Origin of the sequence: Bradyrhizobium sp. WSM1743, from assembly GCF_000473065.1 — a bacterium.
Lineage (GTDB): Bacteria > Pseudomonadota > Alphaproteobacteria > Rhizobiales > Xanthobacteraceae > Bradyrhizobium.
In genome coordinates, this window is the sequence record NZ_AXAZ01000056.1 from 16,027 (window position 1) to 35,199 (window position 19,173).

Annotated in this window: 16 protein-coding genes; 6 read left to right on the plus strand and 10 right to left on the minus strand. The window is 66.3% G+C overall.

The genetic code is table 11. The features are described from left to right. Window positions 1–2: 2 nt before the first annotated feature. Both YU9_RS0127610 and YU9_RS0127615 read right to left on the minus strand, forming a co-directional pair. Window positions 3–926: a YgcG family protein gene (locus YU9_RS0127610; RefSeq protein ID WP_027575701.1), complete on the minus strand. Its 924-nt coding sequence runs from the start codon at window positions 924–926 to the stop codon at window positions 3–5. A gap of 138 nt (window positions 927–1,064) precedes the next feature. After that, window positions 1,065–1,673, minus strand: a complete 609-nt coding sequence (locus YU9_RS0127615) for a LemA family protein (protein WP_027575702.1) — start codon at window positions 1,671–1,673, stop codon at window positions 1,065–1,067. A 248-nt stretch (window positions 1,674–1,921) separates the two neighbouring features. Between YU9_RS0127615 and YU9_RS0127620 the strand changes: the two genes are divergently transcribed. From YU9_RS0127620 to YU9_RS0127630, 3 genes are read left to right on the plus strand one after another with little or no spacing between them, the layout of a single operon-like run. Next, window positions 1,922–2,776 carry an enoyl-CoA hydratase gene (locus YU9_RS0127620; RefSeq protein WP_027575703.1) on the plus strand — a complete coding sequence of 285 codons (855 nt, stop codon included), beginning with the start codon at window positions 1,922–1,924 and terminating at the stop codon, window positions 2,774–2,776. 5 nt (window positions 2,777–2,781) lie between these two features. Continuing rightward, window positions 2,782–3,921, plus strand: coding sequence for an acyl-CoA dehydrogenase family protein (locus tag YU9_RS0127625; RefSeq protein ID WP_027575704.1), 1,140 nt, complete (start codon window positions 2,782–2,784; stop codon window positions 3,919–3,921). Between the two features lie 15 nt (window positions 3,922–3,936). Further along, window positions 3,937–5,133, plus strand: a complete 1,197-nt coding sequence (locus tag YU9_RS0127630) for an acyl-CoA dehydrogenase family protein (protein WP_027575705.1) — start codon at window positions 3,937–3,939, stop codon at window positions 5,131–5,133. Between the two features lie 200 nt (window positions 5,134–5,333). Here the strand turns inward: YU9_RS0127630 and YU9_RS0127635 are convergent, their stop codons facing one another. The 4 genes from YU9_RS0127635 to YU9_RS0127650 all read right to left on the minus strand — a co-directional run bounded on the left by YU9_RS0127635 (window position 5,334) and on the right by YU9_RS0127650 (window position 10,941). Continuing rightward, window positions 5,334–7,655 (minus strand): xanthine dehydrogenase family protein molybdopterin-binding subunit, encoded by a 2,322-nt coding sequence (locus YU9_RS0127635; protein ID WP_027575706.1) that lies wholly within the window; start codon window positions 7,653–7,655, stop codon window positions 5,334–5,336. Between the two features lie 124 nt (window positions 7,656–7,779). Then, the gene (locus tag YU9_RS0127640) at window positions 7,780–8,865 is read right to left on the minus strand and encodes a S1C family serine protease (protein WP_027575707.1); all 1,086 of its coding nucleotides are present in this window, start codon (window positions 8,863–8,865) and stop codon (window positions 7,780–7,782) included. Between the two features lie 174 nt (window positions 8,866–9,039). Beyond that, entirely contained in the window at window positions 9,040–9,915 is an 876-nt protein-coding gene (locus tag YU9_RS0127645; protein WP_027575708.1) for a dihydrodipicolinate synthase family protein, read from the minus strand. Window positions 9,916–9,975: 60 nt separating this feature from the next. After that, window positions 9,976–10,941, minus strand: a complete 966-nt coding sequence (locus YU9_RS0127650) for a VOC family protein (RefSeq protein WP_027575709.1) — start codon at window positions 10,939–10,941, stop codon at window positions 9,976–9,978. Between the two features lie 191 nt (window positions 10,942–11,132). On the opposite strand from YU9_RS0127650, the gene YU9_RS0127655 reads away from it, so the two are divergent. After that, window positions 11,133–11,999, plus strand: coding sequence for a S1C family serine protease (locus YU9_RS0127655; RefSeq protein WP_027575710.1), 867 nt, complete (start codon window positions 11,133–11,135; stop codon window positions 11,997–11,999). Further along, a complete protein-coding gene (locus YU9_RS0127660) occupies window positions 11,996–12,367 on the plus strand; it encodes a response regulator transcription factor (protein WP_027575711.1) in 372 nt (123 codons plus the stop codon). The genes YU9_RS0127655 and YU9_RS0127660 overlap by 4 nt, the downstream gene beginning before the upstream one ends. 12 nt (window positions 12,368–12,379) lie before the next feature. On the opposite strand, the gene YU9_RS0127665 is transcribed toward YU9_RS0127660, so the two are convergent. From YU9_RS0127665 to YU9_RS0127680, 4 genes are all read right to left on the minus strand, one after another. Next, window positions 12,380–13,456 (minus strand): HAMP domain-containing sensor histidine kinase, encoded by a 1,077-nt coding sequence (locus YU9_RS0127665; protein WP_027575712.1) that lies wholly within the window; start codon window positions 13,454–13,456, stop codon window positions 12,380–12,382. Beyond that, on the minus strand, window positions 13,443–14,135 hold the full coding sequence (locus YU9_RS0127670; protein ID WP_027575713.1) for a response regulator transcription factor: 693 nt from the start codon (window positions 14,133–14,135) through the stop codon (window positions 13,443–13,445). The genes YU9_RS0127665 and YU9_RS0127670 overlap by 14 nt, the downstream gene beginning before the upstream one ends. Before the next feature lie 97 nt (window positions 14,136–14,232). Next, window positions 14,233–14,754, minus strand: coding sequence for a hypothetical protein (locus YU9_RS0127675; protein WP_027575714.1), 522 nt, complete (start codon window positions 14,752–14,754; stop codon window positions 14,233–14,235). Between the two features lie 466 nt (window positions 14,755–15,220). After that, window positions 15,221–17,557 (minus strand): Tex family protein, encoded by a 2,337-nt coding sequence (locus YU9_RS0127680; RefSeq protein ID WP_027575715.1) that lies wholly within the window; start codon window positions 17,555–17,557, stop codon window positions 15,221–15,223. A 452-nt stretch (window positions 17,558–18,009) separates the two neighbouring features. Here YU9_RS0127680 and YU9_RS0127685 point away from each other — a divergent pair, with 452 nt between their 5' ends. After that, window positions 18,010–19,116, plus strand: a complete 1,107-nt coding sequence (locus tag YU9_RS0127685) for a ring-opening amidohydrolase (RefSeq protein ID WP_027575716.1) — start codon at window positions 18,010–18,012, stop codon at window positions 19,114–19,116. Window positions 19,117–19,173 lie beyond the last annotated feature (57 nt).

Consider the following 19,173-nt stretch of genomic DNA (forward strand, 5'->3'; position numbering starts at 1 on the left):
ACCTACCAGCTCCCCGAGGCGCCGCCGCCGCCGAAACTACCCCCGCCGCCGCTGAAGCTGCCGCTGTCACTGCTACTCGACGATCCGCTGCTCCAGCCGCCCGAGGAGCCGCTCGACCACGAGCTGCCGCCCGAGCGGCCTGTGCCGGGCGTTATCGCCGAAAACAGATCGGCGACAAATCCGATGATGAAGCCGAGGATTCCGACGGCCGCGGCGAGCGCGGCGGAGCCCAGGATGAACCAGGTCACCGCCGCGATGATGCCCCCGGTCACCAATGATCCGAGCAGCCGCCCCAGGATGGCGCGGAAGAACCCGCCGACACCTATCGAAGCAAACAGCGCCACAGCGAACACCGGTGCAAGGTCGTCCAGATTGTGGGCGAAGTTGACGCTGCGCGAGGGTGACGGCAGCGGTTCGCCATCGATCACCCGCATCATGCGGTCGACGCCCGCGCCGATGCCCGCGGCGAAGTCGCCGCTCCTGAACTTGGGGGTGATATCCTCGTCGATGATGCGCCGCGAGGTCACGTCGGTCAGCACGCCCTCGAGGCCATAGCCGACCTCGATGCGCAGATGCCGGTCGTTCTTGGCGACGACGAGGATCGCGCCGTCGTCGACCTTCTTGCGGCCGATCTTCCAGGCCTCCGCCACGCGGATCGAGAATTGCTCGATCGTCTCCGGCTGCGTGGTCGGCACGATCAGGACGGCGATCTGGCTGCCCTTGCGGTTCTCGAAGTCGCGCAGCTTTTGCGACAGCGTGGCGATGTCACTGCTGGACAGCGTGCCGGTCTGATCGACCACGCGGCCGGTGAGTTGCGGCACGGGGACGTCGGCGAGGGCGGGGAAGGTAAAGGTGAGGACGAGCGCGATGGCGAGGACGATCTGCGATGAGAAGGCCCAGCAAGCCAGCCACAACCTCGCTGTCATCGCCCGGCTTGACCGGGCGATCCAGTATTCCAGAGACGCCAGCGGGCTACGGAGGAGCCGCCGCGTACTGGATTCCCCGCCTTCGCGGGGAATGACGGCGGTGGCTGGGGCCGAGAGCATTCGCAAAACGGCGCGCGGCTACTTCGATGGCGCTGGCGCCGGATTAAAGTCCACCTTCGGTGCGGTCGAAATCTCCTTCTCGTTCTCGACCGTGAAGTTCGGCTTCTCCTTGTAACCGAACGCCATTGCCGTGAGGTTGGTCGGGAAGGAGCGGATGGTGACGTTATACTCCTGCACCGCCTTGATGTAGCGGTTGCGCGCCACCGTGATGCGGTTCTCGGTGCCCTCTAGCTGCGACATCAAATCCTTGAACAAGGCATCGGACTTCAGTTGCGGATAGTTCTCGGTGACGACCAGGAGGCGCGACAGCGCGCTGGAGAGCTCGCCTTGCGCAGCCTGGAATTTCTGGAAGGCTGCGGGATCGTTCAGCACCTCGGGTGTTGCCTGGATGCTGCCGACCTTGGCGCGGGCATTTGTGACACCGAGCAGAACGTCCTTCTCCTGCTGCGCAAAGCCCTTCACCGAGTTGACGAGATTGGGCACCAGATCGGCGCGGCGCTGATACTGATTCACGACCTCGGACCAGTTGGCCTTGATCTGCTCATCCTCGCTCTGGATCGCGTTGTAGCCGCAATTGGTCAGGCTCAGCGAGGCCAGCGCCGCCAGCACGGTCAGGATCTTGCGCATCAAATTTCTCCCGGTGGAATCCGGCGCAAACTACCAGATTGCGCGCGCGAGACGCCAGCTTGACGATGTCATTCCGGGGCGCGAAGCGAACCCGGAATCTCGAGATTCCGGGTCTGGTCCTTCGGACCATCCCGGAATGACTCCGGTGGATGGGCGCACCCCAGCCGGCTGACGCAAGCCTCTTGCCTATCGCAGGCGGGCATAGTCAACTCCGGCAAAACAAAGCGGAAACGCCAGGGAGGAACGCGATGTCCTCGTTCGAGACCATCCTCGTGGAGCGGCCGGAGCCGGCGATCGTCCGTGTCGTCATGAACCGGCCGGAGGCGCGCAACGCGCAGAACCTGCAAATGACCTACGAGCTCAACGCCGCTTTCGATGCAGCGGTGCAGGACGACGCGGTCAAGGTGATCATCCTCGCCGGCAACGGGCCGCACTTCTCCTCCGGCCATGACCTGCGCCCCGGAGACAAGAATACCGCAGGAGTCGATTTTCCGCCGATCGGAAATTGGGGCGGCTTCGCCGAAGCTGGCGCGCATGGCCGCTTCGCGCGCGAGCAGGAAATATATCTCCAGATCACGCGGCGCTGGCGCAACCTCGCCAAGCCAACCATCGCCGAAGTGCACGGCAAGTGCATCGCCGGCGGTCTCATGCTGGCCTGGGCCTGCGACCTCATCGTCGCCAGCGACGACGCGCAGTTCTGCGATCCCGTCGTCACCATGGGCGTTTGCGGCGTCGAGTGGTTCGTCCATCCCTGGGAGCTCGGACCGCGCAAGGCCAAGGAGTTCCTGTTCACCGCCGACAGCTGGAGCGCGCATGAGGCGCACCAGCTCGGCATGGTCAACCAGGTCGTGCCACACGCGGAGCTGTCATCGCGCGTGCTCGAGCTGGCGCGCCGGATCGCGACAAAGCCGTCCTTCGCGCTGAAATTGACCAAGGAGGCCGTCAACCGCTCGGTCGACGTGATGGGCCAGCCCGCCGCGATCGACCAGGCCTTTGCACTGCATCAGCTCTGCCACGCGCATAATCTCCAGGAGTTTGGCATGATCGTCGATCCCTCCGGACTGCATCCCTCCGTGCGCAAGCCGCCGGCGGCCGCGGAGTAGACGCGATGGATCTCAATCTCAGTGACGAGCAGAAGTTGCTGCGCGAGAGCGCGGAACGGTTCGTGGCCGAAAGCTACGATGCCGCTCACCGCCGCAAGATGGCGAATGACCCGCTCGGCTTCAGCCCTGATGTCTGGAAGCAGTTCGCAGAGCTCGGCTGGCTGGCATTGCCGCTGCCCGAAGAGTTTGGCGGACTCGGCGGCGGCCCGGTGGAGATCGGCATCCTGATGGAAGCCTTTGGCCGCGGGCTGGTCTCGGAGCCCTATGTTGCAACCGCGGTGCTGGGAGCCGCGCTGATCGCCAGGTGCGGCACCACGCTGCAGAAGCAGGTAAGCCTGCCCAAGGTGGCGGACGGATCACTGAAGCTCGCCTTTGCGCATTCCGAGCGCGCGGCCCGGTTCGACCTCGCCAAGGTCACGACCGGCGCCAACAAGACGGCGCAAGGCTGGCGCCTGGACGGCAACAAGGTCGCGGTGCTCGACGGTCATGCCGCCGACGAGATCATCGTCTCCGCACATATCCACGATCATCGGGGGCCGTCGGGGCGGATCGGCCTGTTCCTTGTGCAGGCGACGACACCAGGCGTCGGCATCAGCGATTATCCGCGCCTTGGCGGCGGGCGTGCCTGCAACATCGAGCTGTGCGACGCGCATCTGCCGGAAGACGCCCTGCTCGGCGACGGCAGCGATGCTCTGCCGGCGATCGAATGGGCGGTCGATCGCGCCATGGCCGCGCTCGGTGCGGAAGCTGTCGGCATCATGCAGACGCTGCTCGACACCACGCTCGAATACACCAAGATCCGAAAACAATTCGGCCGGCCGCTCTCCGCCAACCAGGTGATCCGCCACCGCCTCGCCGACATGGCGATGCAGGTGGACGAGGCGCGCTCGATGGCGCTGCGCGCTGCGCTGAAGGTGGATGCTGCGCCGATCGAGCGTGCCCGGGCCGCGTCGGGCGCCAAGGCGAAGATCGGCAAATGCGCGCGCTTCGTCGGCGAGCAGTCGATCCAGCTCCATGGCGGCATGGGCGTCACCGAGGAGCTCGAGGTCGGCGCCTATTTCAAGCGGCTCGTCGCCTTCGACACGCTGTTCGGCGGCAGCGCGCATCACTATGCCCGCCACGCCCAGCTTGGTCGCACGGCCTGACACAAGGAGCGGATCATGGACCTGTCGTTCAATGCCGAGGAGCGTGCCTTCCAGGACGAGGTGCGCGGCTTCATTGCGAAGAACCTCACCGAGGAGATGAAGCGCGCCACCGCGCTGACGCCGTCGGTGTTCTCCGATCCTGATATCGGCATGGCCTGGCAACGCGCGCTGCACGCCCAAGGCTGGGGCGCGCCGGGCTGGCCGGTCGAATATGGCGGTCCGGACTGGACGCCGGCACAGCGCTGGATCTTCGAGACCGAATGCGCGCGCGCCGGCGTGCCCAATGTCAACGTGATGGGCGTAAAGATGGTCGGGCCCGTCATCATCGGCTTCGGCTCGCCGGAGCAGAAGAACTTCTACCTGCCGCGCATCCTCTCCGGTGAGGACTATTGGTGTCAGGGCTATTCCGAGCCGGGCTCCGGCTCCGACCTGTCGTCGCTGAAGACCCGCGCGGTGCGCGACGGCGACGACTACATCATCAACGGCACCAAGATCTGGACCACGCATGCCCATCACGCCAACCGCATGTTCGCGCTGGTGCGCACCAGCGACGGGCCGCGGCAGCAGGACGGCATCAGCTTCATCCTGATCGACATGAAGACGCCGGGCATCACCACGCGCCCCATTCTCACCATCGGTGGCGACCACGAGGTCAACCAGGTGTTCTTCGACGACGTGCGCGTGCCCGTCGCCAACCGCGTCGGCGAGGAAGGCAAGGGCTGGACCTACGGCAAATATTTGCTCGAGTTCGAGCGCGGCTCCGGCATCGCCTCCGCCAAGCTGCGCGAGGGCTTGAAGGCGATCGCGGATCTCGCCGAGTCGGATCTGACGGGCCCGGCGATCGACAGCTCCGATATTGCGGCGCGGATCTCGGAGGTGGAGGTCGATATCGACGCGCTGGAGATGACCGAGCTGCGCGTGCTCTCGGCACTCCAGACCGGGCAAAATCCGGGCGCGGTGTCGTCGATCCTGAAGCTGCGCAACAGCGAGATCCGCCAGGCCGTGACGCGGCTCGGGGCCGACGTGATCGGCCACGACGCCCTCGCCGTCGAGCCTATGCGCCCGCTCTACAAGCTCAACAACGAGCCGGCGATGCCTGAGGAGATGCTGACGGTGATGCCGGAATATCTCAACGGCCGCGCCTATACGATCTTCGGCGGCACCTCGGAGATCCAGCGCGATATCATCGCGAAGATGATGCTGGGGATTTGAGGCCGGGCTGGCGCTGCATTCCCCGCTGTCGCCCCGGACAAGCGCAAGCGCTGATCCGGGACCATACCCACAGGCCGAGGTGATTACGGAGACTCGGAGTTACCGGTTTCTCGCCGAACCGCTCCCTGTGGCTGGGTCCCGGATCGGCGCGCGCTTGAGGCGCGCTTGTCCGGGACGACAGCGGAGTTTGGAGCGAACGCCTAACCCACCTTCGCGTCCTGGATCGCCTGCCAGATCTTCTGCGGCGTCAGGGGCGTGTTCAGCTGGGTGATGCCGAGCTCGGCGAGCGCGTCCATCACGCCGTTGGTGACGCAAGGCGGGCCACCGATGGCGCCGGATTCGCCGCAGCCCTTGGCGCCGAGCGGATTGGTGCGGCAGGGCGCGGAGTCGTCCAGCGTCACCACGATCGGCGGAACGTCGTCGGCGCGCGGGATGCAATAGTCCTGATAGCTCGCGGTGAGGAGCTGGCCGTCGGCATCATACGACACGCCCTCATACAGCGCCTGGCCGATGCCTTGCGCGACGCCCCCATGGATTTGGCCGGTGACCAGCATCGGATTCACGGCAACGCCGACGTCGTCGACCGTTGTGTAGCGCACGACCTTGGAGACGCCGGTCTCGGGGTCGATCTCCACCTCGCAGATATGCGTGCCGTTGGGCCAGCTCGGACCATCGACCTCGCCTTCGGAATCGACGCTGAGCTTGGCGCCGCTCTCCTTCTCGGCGAGATCGAACAGGCTGATGCGGCGGTCAGTGCCGACCACGGTGAGCATGCCGCCCCGATACTCGATGTCCTCGACCGAGGTCTCCAGCACGTTGGCTGCCTTCTCGCGCGCCTTCTGGATCAGGTCGTTGGAGGAGACCGCAACCGCGGTGCCGCCGACGAACAGCGAGCGCGAGCCGACGCTGCCGAAACCCATGGCCAGATCGGTGTCGCCCTGGACCACGTCGATCTTCTCCATGGGAATGCCGAGCGTGTCGGAGATCATCTGGGTGTAGGTGGTCTGCAGCCCCTGCCCCATCGCCATGGTGCCGGAATGCAGCACGACGCGCCCTTGCGAGGTCGCGTGCAGGCTGACCTTCTCGGTGTGGGCACGGCCGCCGGTCCATTCGATGTAGGAGGTGAGCCCGCGGCCGTAGAGCATTCCCTTCTTCTTGGCGGCCTTCTTGCGCGCGGTAAAGCCGTCCCAGTCCGCGAGTTTCACGGCGCGATCGAGCATGTGAGCGAAGGCGCCGGAATCGTAAACCTGCCCCGCCGCGTTGGTGTAGGGCAGCTGCGCCGGCTTGATGTAGTTCACTTTCCGGATCGCGCGCGGGTCCATGCCTATCTTTCGCGCGGCGGCGTCGAACAAACGCTCGACGATGAAGACCGCCTCGGGGCGACCCGCGCCGCGATAGGCGCCAACCGGCGCGGTGTGGGTCATCACCGACTTCACCTCGAAATGCACCAGTGGCAGATCGTAGACGCCGGTCTGCACGAACGGCCCGAGCACCAGCGGAATGATGTTGGCGGCGCCCGAGGAATAGGCGCCGGTGCAGCCGATCGACTTGACGCGATAGGCCAGCACCTTGCCCTTTTCATCCAGTGCGAAAGAAGCGGTGGAGGTGAGATCGCGGCCATGGGTGCCGCCGACGAACTCGTCGGTGCGGTCGCCGCGCCAGCGGATCTTCTTGTTCAGCTTGGTCGCGGCATAGGCGACGATGCCGTCCTCGGGGTAGAGGTTGGTCTTCTGGCCAAAGCCGCCACCGATGTCGCCGACCAGCACGCGCACGCTGTCCTTGGGACGCTTGAGCACGGCTTCCGCCAGCACGTCGCGGGTCGACGCCGGCGTCTGCGACTGCACGTGCAGGAGGAGACGGCCGGATTTCTTGTCGATCTCGGCAATGGTCGAGCGCGGCTCCATCGCGGAAGGAACCAGGCGCTGGCTGACGAGATCGAGCTCGACCGTATGCGCCGCCTTGGCAAAGGCTTCGTCCACCTTGGCGGCGTCGCCATAGCTCATGGCGCCGACGATGTTGTCGGGCGCCCCCGGCCACACCACGGGCGCGCCGGGCTTCGCCGCCTCGACGGGATCGACCACCGCGGGCTGCACGTGGTATTCGACCACGATTGCCTCGGCGGCGCTCTGCGCCTCCACGCGCGATGAAGCCACCACCGCGGCCACCGCCTCGCCGGCATAGCGCACGACCTCGCGGGCGAGCAGCCGGCGCGGCGGCACGGTCATCGGCTTGCCGTCGGGACGCTTGAAGATGTTCAGCGTCGGGATGCTGCCGATGTCGTCCTTGACGAGGTCGGCACCGGTGTAGATCGCGGCAACGCCCGGCATCGATGCTGCGGCGCTGGTGTCGATCGAGACGATCTTCGCATGGGCGTGCGGCGAGCGCAGCACATGCAACCACAGCGCGCCATCTGCTGGCTTGTCGTCGATGAACTGTCCCTTCCCGGTGAGTAGCCGTTGGTCTTCCAAACGCTTGACGGGTTGCCCCGCTCCGAAACGCAAATTGCCGGGAAGAATGTTCATTCCGCTATGTCCTTGAATCCGGAAAACGACCGCGGCGGTTTTAACCGATTTTGCGGGCCAGACAACCGAGCCCCGGCACATCTGCAATGCGCGTCAGAGCCCCTTGCTGACGCGGAATGGCCCGCTAAGACCTGTCGATATCGATGATGCCTACATTCACATCACGGCTGTCCGAGCCGCGCTTGACCGTGAGCCGAACGGTCTTTCCGGCCCCCGCCTGCTCAAGCGCATCGGTCAGGTCGGAGAGGCGCCGCACCGGCTTGCCTTCGGCCGCAGTGACGATGTCTCCGATCGCTCCAGTCGAAAAGTTGACACCGCGAATCCCCGCCCGCTCGGCAGGGCTACCGGGGGCCGTCCGCACCACGATCACCCCTTCGACGCCAAGCCGCGTCGACACATCCTCGCTGGCGGCCACAATGCCGATACCAGGTGTCGGCACGCGGCCGTTGCGGATGAGCTCGGGCACAATCCGGTTCACGACATCGACCGGCACCGCGAAGCCGATGCCGGCGTTCGAGCCTGACGGCGATATGATCGCCGTGGTGACGCCGATCAGCCGGCCGGCAGAATCCAGCAGCGGCCCGCCCGAATTGCCCGGATTGATCGCGGCATCCGTCTGGATGACATTGGCAATCTCCCGGCCGCCATGGGTCGGAAGCCTGCGCTTGAGCGCGCTGATGATGCCGCTGGTCATCGATTGATCCAGCCCGAAGGGGTTGCCGATCGCAAAGGCGGATTGCCCGACCTTCAGGTCGCTTGAACTGCCGAGCGCCACCGGCGGAGGGAGTTCGCGCACACTGCGGATTCGCAGGACCGCAAGATCGTAATTGGGAGCCGTGCCGACCAGGTCGACCTGGGCCACTTCTCCCGACGCGAAGCGCACGGCGATCTCGCCGCCATTGGTCACGACATGATTGTTCGTCACGAGATGGCCCTCACGGTCCCAGACGAATCCCGTGCCGGAAGCGCTGCCCTGAGCTTCCTCACCCATGAGAGGATTGGCCGCCGATTTCGCCGCCACCTGGACGACCGAGGGAGACACGCGCTCGAAGATGTCGATGGTGGCCCTTTCGGCCTCGGACAGCGGCCCGCGCTGCTCGATGGCTCGCGCAGCGGGCGTGGTCCACGGCGCATGCTGGATTTTCGCGGCAGTGACGGCGAGCAGCACGACAGCGAAGGCTGCCGCGACGATGACGTAGCGACGATTCATGGGCGATCACCGCGATGTGTGCTGAAAGCAATGTTCGGAATGCACATGCATAAGCTGACGGACCTCGCTCACGCAGCAACGTCCCAAGGGGCTAGAAGTTTCCCGGTCTGGCAGTTTAGGGAAGGGCTTGGCTTTTGGCAGGCGTTCGACGACATATTGCCGCGTGACAATCGGCTATGCCAGCTCCCTCAGTGCGGCTTCGACGATCCTGCGCTGCTCGGCTGTCAGCGCGGCCTGCGGCGGGATTGGGTCGCCGATATCGTAGCCCTGAATCGAAAGGCCGGCCTTGATGCAGGCGGCGAGGTTGAAGCGGGCGAAGGCTTCGTTGATGCGCCACAGCCTGCGCTGCAGCGCCATTGCCTCATCCCAGCGGCCAGCCTTGCAGAGGTCGTAGAGCATAACGCTCTGGCGCGGGATGATGCAGGCCGGGCCCGCCATCCAGCCGCGGCCGCCGATCAGCATGACCGCCGCGGGAATATGGGCGGAGGCCGAGAACACGCGCAAGGCATCCCCGCAGCGGTTCATGATCGATAGCAGCCGGCCGGTATTGGTCGAGGCGTCCTTGATGTAGCCGATGCGCGGATGTTCGGCGAGGCGCGCAATGACGTCGAGCGTGAGATCGGAGCGCTGGAATTGCGGATTGGTGTAGATGACGACGGGAATGTCCACGGCATCGGCGATGGCGCGGAAGTAGGATTCGACCTGGGCATCGGCGAGCGGGAAATAAGCCTCCAGGATCGCCAGGATGCCGTCGGCGCCGAGTGCCTGATAGGCTCTCGCCTGTGCCACCGCATCCGCGGTCGAGGTGGAGGCGACGCCGGCCACGACCGGCACGCGGCCCCTCGCCGCCTCGATCGTGATCCGTACGACGGAGGTGCGTTGCGCTGCATTGAGATAGGCGAATTCGCCGGTCGAGCCCAGCGGCGTCAGTCCATGCACGCCGGCGCCGATCAGGTCGTCGCAGAGCTTTGCGAGCACGTTCGTCCGCACCGTGCCGTCGGCATCGACGGGTGAGACGAGGTAGGGAAAGACGCCGTGGAATTCGGACATGTCGGAGGCTTCCGGAATGCTGCTGGCACCCACGGGTATTAGCAATGCCCGCCCCGGCGATCAAATCTTGAGCAAGCGTACCCGTGTGCCCCAGGGATCAATCGCCTCCACGCCGTCCGCAAGCGCCGTGACCTTCACACCGCTCTTGCGAAGGCGCTCCTCCTGGGCGGCGAGCAGCTCCTGCTTCGCCATCACCAGCGAGAACCAGGCGAGACCGGTCGTGGACTCGTCGCGCTGGCCGGCACCCTGGCTCTGCCAGACATTCATGCCGAGGTGATGGTGATAACGGCCCGATGACAGGAACGCCGCGCCGTTGCGGCGGCGAGTCGGATCGAGGCCGACTGTGCCGTGATAGAAGCTCTCGGCCTGCGCGAGATCGCCGACGCGCAGATGCATGTGGCCGATGCGCATTCCGTCCGGCGCCTTGGCGTAATCAGGGACGCGCGTATTGGTCAGCGACAACAGGTCGGGGATGTTGAGCTCGTCGGTCGCCATCTTCACGCTGCCCTCGCTCCACTGCCATTGCGAGGGATCGCGGTCGGCGTAGACCTCGATGCCGTTACCTTCGGGGTCGTCGAGATAAACGGATTCAGAGACGAGGTGATCGGCAAAGCCCGACAGCGGCACGCGGTGCGAGGCGGCTGCTACCAGCCAGCGCGCAAGATCCTTGCGGGTCGGCATCAGGAAGGCGGTGTGGTAGAGGCCGGCGGCATTGCGCGGTTCGATCGCGGCATCGGGACGGGCTTCCAGGACCATCAGGGTGATGCCTGATGTGCCGAGCTTTGCTGCGGCTGCCGAACGCTCCATCACGGTGAGCCCGATCACATCGCGGTAATAGTCCGCGACCTTGTCGAGATTCTTCACCCGGAGCGTGACCATGCCGACCCGCATCGGCGTACGGCTGGCAAAGGTCGGGCCACCGCCCTGCGGTGTGCCCTCGGCATGTGCCGCGGCTGCGGCTGCCATCGCGAGTGAGGTCGCGCCGGCAAGCTGCAGCAGGGTGCGGCGGGTGAGGTCGATAGTCATCGGTCGAGGCTCGCTGAAGGGCTATGAGACGCAATTGCCGGATTGCTACACGTTCCCGTGAGGCGCTCCCAATCACATATTCGTCGGGGGTGGCCCTGCGCAGGCCTGGCCGTCCCCCATGTCCTGGCCACCCGGCCAGTTTCGCAAACGCCTGCGACGTCCCAGATTGAAGGCAGCTACAGGAGCCTGCCATGACCGATCCAACTCCCCTGTCCTCACTGTCGTCCGCGCTCGCGGACGTGGTGGCGCGTACCGCGCCGTCCGTCGTCTCCGTGCATTCGCATCGCTCCCGCGCGACCGGTTTCGTCTGGAAGAGCGGCCTGATCGTCACCGCCGACGAGGCGCTAGCCGACGAGGGCGAGGTCGGGATAGGCCTCGCCGACGGCGGCCGGGTCGCCGCCACCATTGCTGGCCGCGACCACACGACCGACATCGCACTACTACGCACTGAAGCCGCTGTCGCGCCGGTCAAGCTCGCCACCATGGTCCCGCCGCTCGGTGCATTGTCGATCGTGGTCGCCACCAACCGCGAGACACCGAGCGCGGCGCTCGGGATGGTGTCGGCGTCCGGCAAGAGCTGGCGCTCCCTACGCGGCGGCGACATCGATGCGCGGATCGAGCTCGACGTTCGCCTCGGCGGCAGCCAGCAGGGCGGCCTCGCGCTCGATGCATCGGGCCAAGCCTTCGGCATGGCCGTGCTCGGCCCGCGGCGCGTGCTGGTGATCCCGGCGGCGACGATCGAGCGTGTCGCGCCCCAGCTCGAGGCGCGCGGCCGCATCGCGCGCGGATATCTCGGCCTCGGGCTCCAGCCCGTCCGGCTCGACGACGGCATCGGTGCCATGGTGATGAATGTCGACAAGGCCGGGCCTGCGGCCGCGGCGGGCATCCGCCAGGGCGACGTGATCGTCGCGGTCAACGACCAGAAACTGTCGGGCGTGCGCGCGCTGTCGCGGACGCTGGGCCCTGCCAGCGTCGGCGCGGTGGTCGACGTCGCGGTGCGCCGCGGCGGCGAGCCGATCAGCTTCAAGGTCACGGTCGGCGAGAGGCCGGAAGCGTGAGCGAGGACAAGACGGCTGAGATCGTACTGTCGCTGGAGATCGACGATCCCGCCCTCGCCGATCGCCTGGCCGTCCTGCTCAGCAACGTCGCCGGGCTTCGTCTTGCCGCACCGGGCGAAACCGCCGCAGCGACGATTGTCGCCCGCGATCCGCGTATCATGCCCGAGGATATCGCACTGACGCAGCGCGAGCTCGACGTGCTGGCGCTGATGGCCGAGGGCGCCTCCAACAAGATGATCGCCCGGCAGCTCGGCATCTCCGTGCACACCGTGAAATTCCACGTCGGCTCGCTGCTCGACAAGCTGGATGCCACCGGCCGCACCGATGCAGTCGCGCATGCGGCACGGCGCGGCGTGATCGAGCTTTGACACCACCGGGCCTCACGGCGCTGACATCGCCGAGAAGCTGAGCTCGACCTTCAGGCCCGGCGCATTGTCATTCAGCGCAATCTCGGCGCCATGAAGGCGCGCGACCGCGGCGACGAGGCTGAGGCCGAGACCATTGCCAGGCGTGTAGCGGCTCTGCTCGAGCCGGTAGAAGCGCTTGAAGACATGATCGCGCTGCTCGGCGGGAATGCCCGGACCGTCGTCGGCAATCGAGATCACCGCACCGCGATCGGCTCTGCGGCAGCTCACAGTCACCTGCCCGCCCTTGCGGCCATGCTTGATCGCATTGTCGACGAGATTGGCGATGGCGTCGAACAGCAGGTCGCGGTCGCCGGTGATCGCGACCTCGCGGTCGCCATCGAGGCTGAGGCGCGTGGCAACCTGCTCGGCGGCGGCATCGTAGAGCTCGACGACCTCGCCGGCGATCTCGGCAAGATCAAGCGCCCGGAAGGCGCCGGTGCGGGCGCGGGTCTCGATCTCGGAGATTCGGGTGATGGAGGCGAACATGCCGAGCACGGCGTCGAGATCGGCAATGGTGTCCCCGATCAACGCCGCGTCCGTCTCGCCGTTGCGCGGGGCGTGGTAGGCCTTCTCCAGCCGGCCGCGCATGCGCGTCAGCGGCGTGCGCAGATCGTGCGCGACATTGTCGCTGACCTGCTTGACCTCGCTCATCAGCGTCTCGATGCGGTCGAGCATCTGGTTGAGGTTTTCGGCGACGCGATCCCACTCGTCGTTGCTGCCGCGCAGGGGGATACGCTGGTCGAGGCCGGAGAGCATGATGGCGCGGCTGGTGGTGTTGATCTGCTCGATCCGTCCGACGGTTCGCCGCGTCACCAGCACGGCCGCCAGCCCGGCGAGCACCAGCAGCAGCGCGGCGACGGCGGCCATCGCAAGCTCGATCATGCTGGTAAAACCGTCATGATCGACTGCCGTGCCGAGCCGGCGCTCCACATAGGCGAGCGTGCCGAAATAGACATAGGCCATGATCGCCGCCACGATTAATCCGAATGCCGCGATCGCGATCAGCGCCAGGCGGAAGGTCGAGGAGCGAAGGGTCTTAGCCAGGAGCACGGAGGCAATATCCGATGCCGCGAATGGTGTGGATCAGCGGATAGTCCTGGGCATCGTCGACCTTGCGGCGGACGCGGCCGACATAGACGTCGATGATGTTGGTGGAGGGATCGAAATGCAGGTCCCAGACATGCTGCAGCAGCATCGCGCGGGAGACGACGCGGCCCTCGTTGCGAACGAGATATTCGAGCAGCTGGAATTCCCGCGGCAGCAGCGGGATCTTGCGGCCGCGGCGGCTCGCGCTACGCGCGATCAGGTCGATGGCGAGATCGCCGACGCGCAGCAGCGTTTCCTTGGCGATGGTCTCGCTGCGGCGGCCGAGCGCCTCGAGCCGCGCCAGCAATTCGGTGAAGGAGAACGGCTTGACGAGATAGTCGTCGCCGCCGGCGCGCAGGCCGCGCACGCGGTCGTCGACCTCGCCCAGCGCGGAGATGATCAGAAAGGGGGACGCGATGCCATCGTCCCGCAGCTGGCGCATCACGCTGATGCCGTCGATATCGGGCAGCATGCGGTCGATGGTGATCACGGCATAATCGCGCGCGGCGCCGTGGCTGAGGGCTTCGCGCCCCGTAGCGGCGAGATCGACGTCATAGCCTGAGGTCGTCAATTCCTCGACGAGCTGGCCTGCGGTTTCCGGATCGTCCTCGACGACCAGGATGCGGCGGTGACCTCCGGTCATGACAAACTCCGCGCGACGATCGCCACCAGACTATCCCGTTCCGGGGCAGAGCGGAACTGCCCGGTGGCGACCGCGACAATGGTGCGGTCCGGCGATGCTAGTACCAATCGTACCCGCACACATTGACCCATTGCCATCCATAGGGCGTCCAGCTCCTGCGCCAGCAGCCGTCGTAGTAACTGGCGTAGATGAACGGCGCGCCGACGAAGGCGAACCGGTGGAAATGATGGCGGTGGAAGAAGGCATGGCGGCCGATGAAGGGCCTGCCATGCCACCCGGTGCCGGCAAACCGCGGGCCGAAGGCGGCGCGGGTCGCGAACGGCGCACCGGCAAAGCGCGGCCCGATCGCCGCGTGAGCGGCCATCGGGGAACCGGCGAAGCGGGCGCCACCGAAACGAGCGCCGCCCATGCCGCCCACTCGCATGCCCCCGCCCATGCCGCCGACATGCATGCCGCCGCCCATTCCACCGACGTGCATGCCGCCACCACCGAAATGCCCGCCGCCAAAGCCGCCATGGCCGCCACCGCCAAAACCGCCGCGCGCGAGAGCGGGCGTCGCAGCCGCCAGCGTCGCAGCAACTGTCGCTGCGGCGAGCCCTGTGAGAAGCCTGTTCTTCATCGGAATATCCTCCTTGCAGTGCAGCGCTAGTCCCGCTGCACGAGGAGGATCAGGAGAAGCGAATGGGCTGTCCCCATCAACTTACAAATGCGCCAGATTCTGACGCGGGTGTTAGGGAGGCATCGCTCTCTCGCTCCCTCTCCCCGTTCTTACGGGGCCCCGACGAGCTTCGCTCGCGCTGAGAGGGTGGGGTGAGGGGTGCTTCCGCAGACGGTGATAGCCGACTCCCGACGCTCTCTCCGCGTCATTGCGAGGAGCCCTTGCGACGAAGCAATCCAGAATCTTTCCGCGGAGAGATTCTGGATTGCTTCGCTGCGCTCGCAATGACGAGGTGGAGAAATCTCACCGAAGGGTCGAGACGCTCAGCCCGCGGAGGCTGGCCCCTCACCCGGATCGCGTCGGACGATGCTTCGCATCGCCGGGGCGATCCGACCTCTTCCCGCAAAGGCGGGGAGAGGTGAAGCCGTCACGCCCGCTTGCCGTTGTTTTTCTCGGCCGCGCGGCGCAGCGCTTCGGCGAGAGCGCCGCCGCCCGAAGACTCCTGCTTGCGCGGTGCTGACGAGGTCATGCGGGCTGGATTTCGCGAGCCGTTGTCGCGCTGCATGCCGGGGGCGTCCTTCTTGGTGCCGACCTCGTCGTCGAGCCGCAGCGTCAGCGAGATGCGCTTGCGGGCAACCTCGAAGTCCAGCACCTTCACCTTGACGATGTCGCCGGGCTTCACCACCTCGCGCGGATCCTTGATGTAGGTCTTGGACATCGCCGAGATGTGCACGAGGCCGTCCTGGTGCACGCCGATGTCGACGAAGGCACCGAAGGCGGCGACGTTGGTCACGGTGCCCTCGAGGATCATGCCCTTCTTGAGATCCTTGATCTCCTCGACGCCTTCCTTGAACACCGCAGCCTTGAACGCAGGGCGCGGGTCGCGGCCCGGCTTTTCGAGCTCGCGCAGGATGTCGGTGACGGTCGGCAGACCGAAGGTCTCGTCGACGAAATCCTTCGGCTTCAGCGTGCGCACAACGTCGCTGTTGCCGATCAGCGCCTTGATGTCGCTCTTGGTCGCTTCGAGAATCCGGCGCACCACGGGATAGGCTTCGGGATGCACGCCGGAGGCATCGAGTGGATCCTCGCCGCCGAGAATGCGCAAGAAGCCCGCGCACTGCTCGAACGCCTTCGGCCCGAGCCGCGGCACGTCCTTGAGCGCCTTGCGCGACTTGAACGGGCCGTTGGCGTCGCGATGCGCCACGATGCTCTGCGCAAGGCCCGAGCCGACGCCCGACACGCGCGCCAGCAGCGGCGCGGAAGCCGTGTTGACGTCGACGCCGACGGCGTTCACGCAATCCTCGACCACCGCATCGAGCGATTTGGCGAGCTTGGCCTGGCCGAGGTCGTGCTGATACTGGCCGACGCCGATCGCCTTCGGCTCGATCTTGACGAGCTCGGCGAGCGGATCCTGGAGCCGCCGCGCGATCGAGACCGCGCCGCGCAGCGTGACGTCGAGGCCGGGCAACTCCTCCGACGCAAAGGCCGAGGCCGAATAGACCGACGCACCAGCTTCCGATACCACGATCTTGTTCATCTTCAGCTCGGCGAGACCCTTGACCAGCTCGGTCGCGAGCTTGTCGGTCTCGCGCGAGGCGGTGCCGTTGCCGATCGCGATCAGTGCGACGCGATGCTTCATCGCGAGCCGGCCCAGCGTCGCCAGCGACTCGTTCCACTGCCGCTGCGGCTCGTGCGGGTAGATCGCGGTGGTATCGACCACCTTGCCGGTCGCGTCGACGACGGCAACCTTCACGCCGGTGCGGTAGCCCGGATCGAGCCCCATCGTGACGCGTGTGCCGGCGGGCGCCGCCAGCAAGAGATCGCGCAGGTTCGAGGCAAACACACGCACGGCCTCGGTCTCGGCCGAGTTCCACAGCCGCATGCGCAGGTCGATGTTGAGATGCACCTGGATCTTGGTGCGCCAGGCCCAGCGCACGGTGTCGACCAGCCAGCGGTCGCCGGCGCGCTTGAGGTCGGCGATGCCGAAGCGCTTCATGATCTTGAGTTCATAGGCGCTCGGCACGCCCGGCGGCGGCGCTTCCGCCTCGGGCTGAATTTGCAGGTCGAGGATCTCCTCCTTCTCGCCGCGGAACATCGCGAGGATGCGGTGCGAAGGCAGCTTGGTCAGGGGCTCGGAGAAATCGAAATAGTCCGCGAACTTCTCGCCCTCGGTCTTCTTGCCGTCGCGCACCTTGGAGGCCATGCGCGCGTTGGTCCACATCTCCTCGCGCAGTGCGCCGATGAGGTCGGCGTCCTCGTCGAAACGCTCGACCAGAATGGCGCGGGCGCCGTCGAGCGCGGCGGCGGCATCGGCAACGCCCTTCTCCGCGTTGATGAAGCCTTCGGCCACGACCTTGGGATCGTTGCCGGGCTCCGCCAGCAGCTGATTGGCGAGCGGCTCGAGGCCGGCCTCCTTGGCAATCTCCGCCTTGGTGCGGCGCTTCGGCTTGAACGGCAGATAAATGTCTTCGAGGCGTGCCTTGCTGTCGGCGGCCATGATCGTGGCTTCAAGGGCTGCGTCGAGCTTGCCCTGCTCGCGAACCGATTCGAGAATGGCCCTGCGGCGGTCTTCGAGCTCGCGCAGGTAGACTAGGCGCTCCTCCAGGGTGCGCAATTGCGCATCGTCGAGCGCACCAGTCGCTTCCTTGCGGTACCGGGCGATGAAGGGAACCGTGGCGCCGCCGTCGAGCAGCGTCACCGCCGCCTCGACCTGCTCGCCGCGGACCCCAAGCTCCTGCGCAATTTTCTGGTTGATGTTGGCCACGCGAGATTCCCTCTGTCAAAGCACGCGACGCAGGGGCGAACCACCGGCCGCGGGACGCCGCTTATGGACCAAGCGGGGTTGATTCATCAAGGTGCGGCGGGGAACCGTCGACAGAGGATTTTTTGCTGGATCGATGCGATCTCGCCACATTCGTGGGGATGTCAGCGACTTCTCTCTTGCGTCGCGGCAAACCAAATAGCCGACCCGTCATCCCTGCGTAACGGCGAAGCCGTTATCGCTGGAGGTGCGAACGCCGCAGCGCACAGCGCTGCGGCGGAAGCCCCGAAGGATGAACGGCCGGGATGCAGCCGGGCCGTCGCCCTTCGAGGCTCGCCGAAGAGGCGAGCACCTCAGGGTGACGGTCAAAGATGAACGCTTGTGGCTTGACATCAGCCAGGCGTTCCGCGCCTGCTTGCTCCGCCGGGCCACTGAACTCCACGCGAGGACCAATCATGCGTACGACATCGGTCAGCGTCTTCGCCACCACGGGCCCCGGCGACGTCTCCGGCCTGATGGACTTGATCGGCTCCGGCGCGATCGATCCCAACTCGATCCTTGCCATTCTCGGCAAGACCGAGGGCAATGGCGGCGTCAACGATTTTACCCGGGAGTACGCGGTGGCCGCGCTGTGCACCGCGCTGGCACCACACCTCGACTTGCCGCCGCACGAGGTCGAACAGCGCATCGCCTTCGTGATGTCCGGCGGCACCGAAGGCGTGCTGAGCCCCCATCTCACTGTGTTCACGCGCCGCGAGATCGACGAGCGGCCGGCGGGCCTGTCCGGCAAGCGCCTGAGCATCGGCATGGCGCACACGCGGGACTTCCTGCCCGAAGAGCTCGGCCGCTCAGCGCAGATCACGGAAACGGCGACGGCCGTGAAGGCGGCGATGGCGGACGCCGGCATCACTGATCCGGCGGACGTCCATTTCGTGCAGATCAAGTGCCCGCTGCTGACCAGCGAGCGCGTCGCGACCGCAAACGTGCGTGGCAGCAAGACGGTGACGACAAGCGCCTACAGCTCGATGGCCTATTCGCGCGGCGCCTCCGCGCTCGGCGTTGCGGTCGCGCTCGGCGAGATCGGCTCCGATGTCCGCGACGACGACGTACTGCGGCGCTACGACCTGTTCTCGAAGGTCGCCTCGACCTCGTCGGGAATCGAGCTGATGCATAACGTCGTCATCGTGCTCGGCAATTCGGCGGCGTCAGTGAGCGAATTCGAAATCGGGCATGCCGTCATGCGCGATGCCATCGACTCCGCCGCGGTGATCGCAGCGCTCGAAAGCGTCGGACTGGGCTTTGCACCGCAGGCAACGAAAGGCCGCACGCTCGTCAACATCTTCGCCAAGGCGGAAGCCTCGCCTGACGGCAGCGTGCGCGGCTTTCGCCACACCATGCTCGAAGATACCGACATCAGCTCGACACGCCACGCCCGCGCCGCTGTCGGCGGCCTGATCGCGGGCCTTGCCGGCACCGGTGCGGTCTATGTCTCCGGCGGCGCCGAGCATCAGGGGCCGGCCGGCGGCGGCCCGGTTGCGGTGATCGCGCGACTGTCGGATTGATAGAGCCAGCCTCCCGGATCGTCCGACCTCTCCGTCCGGCGCAACCCTGCCCCTCGC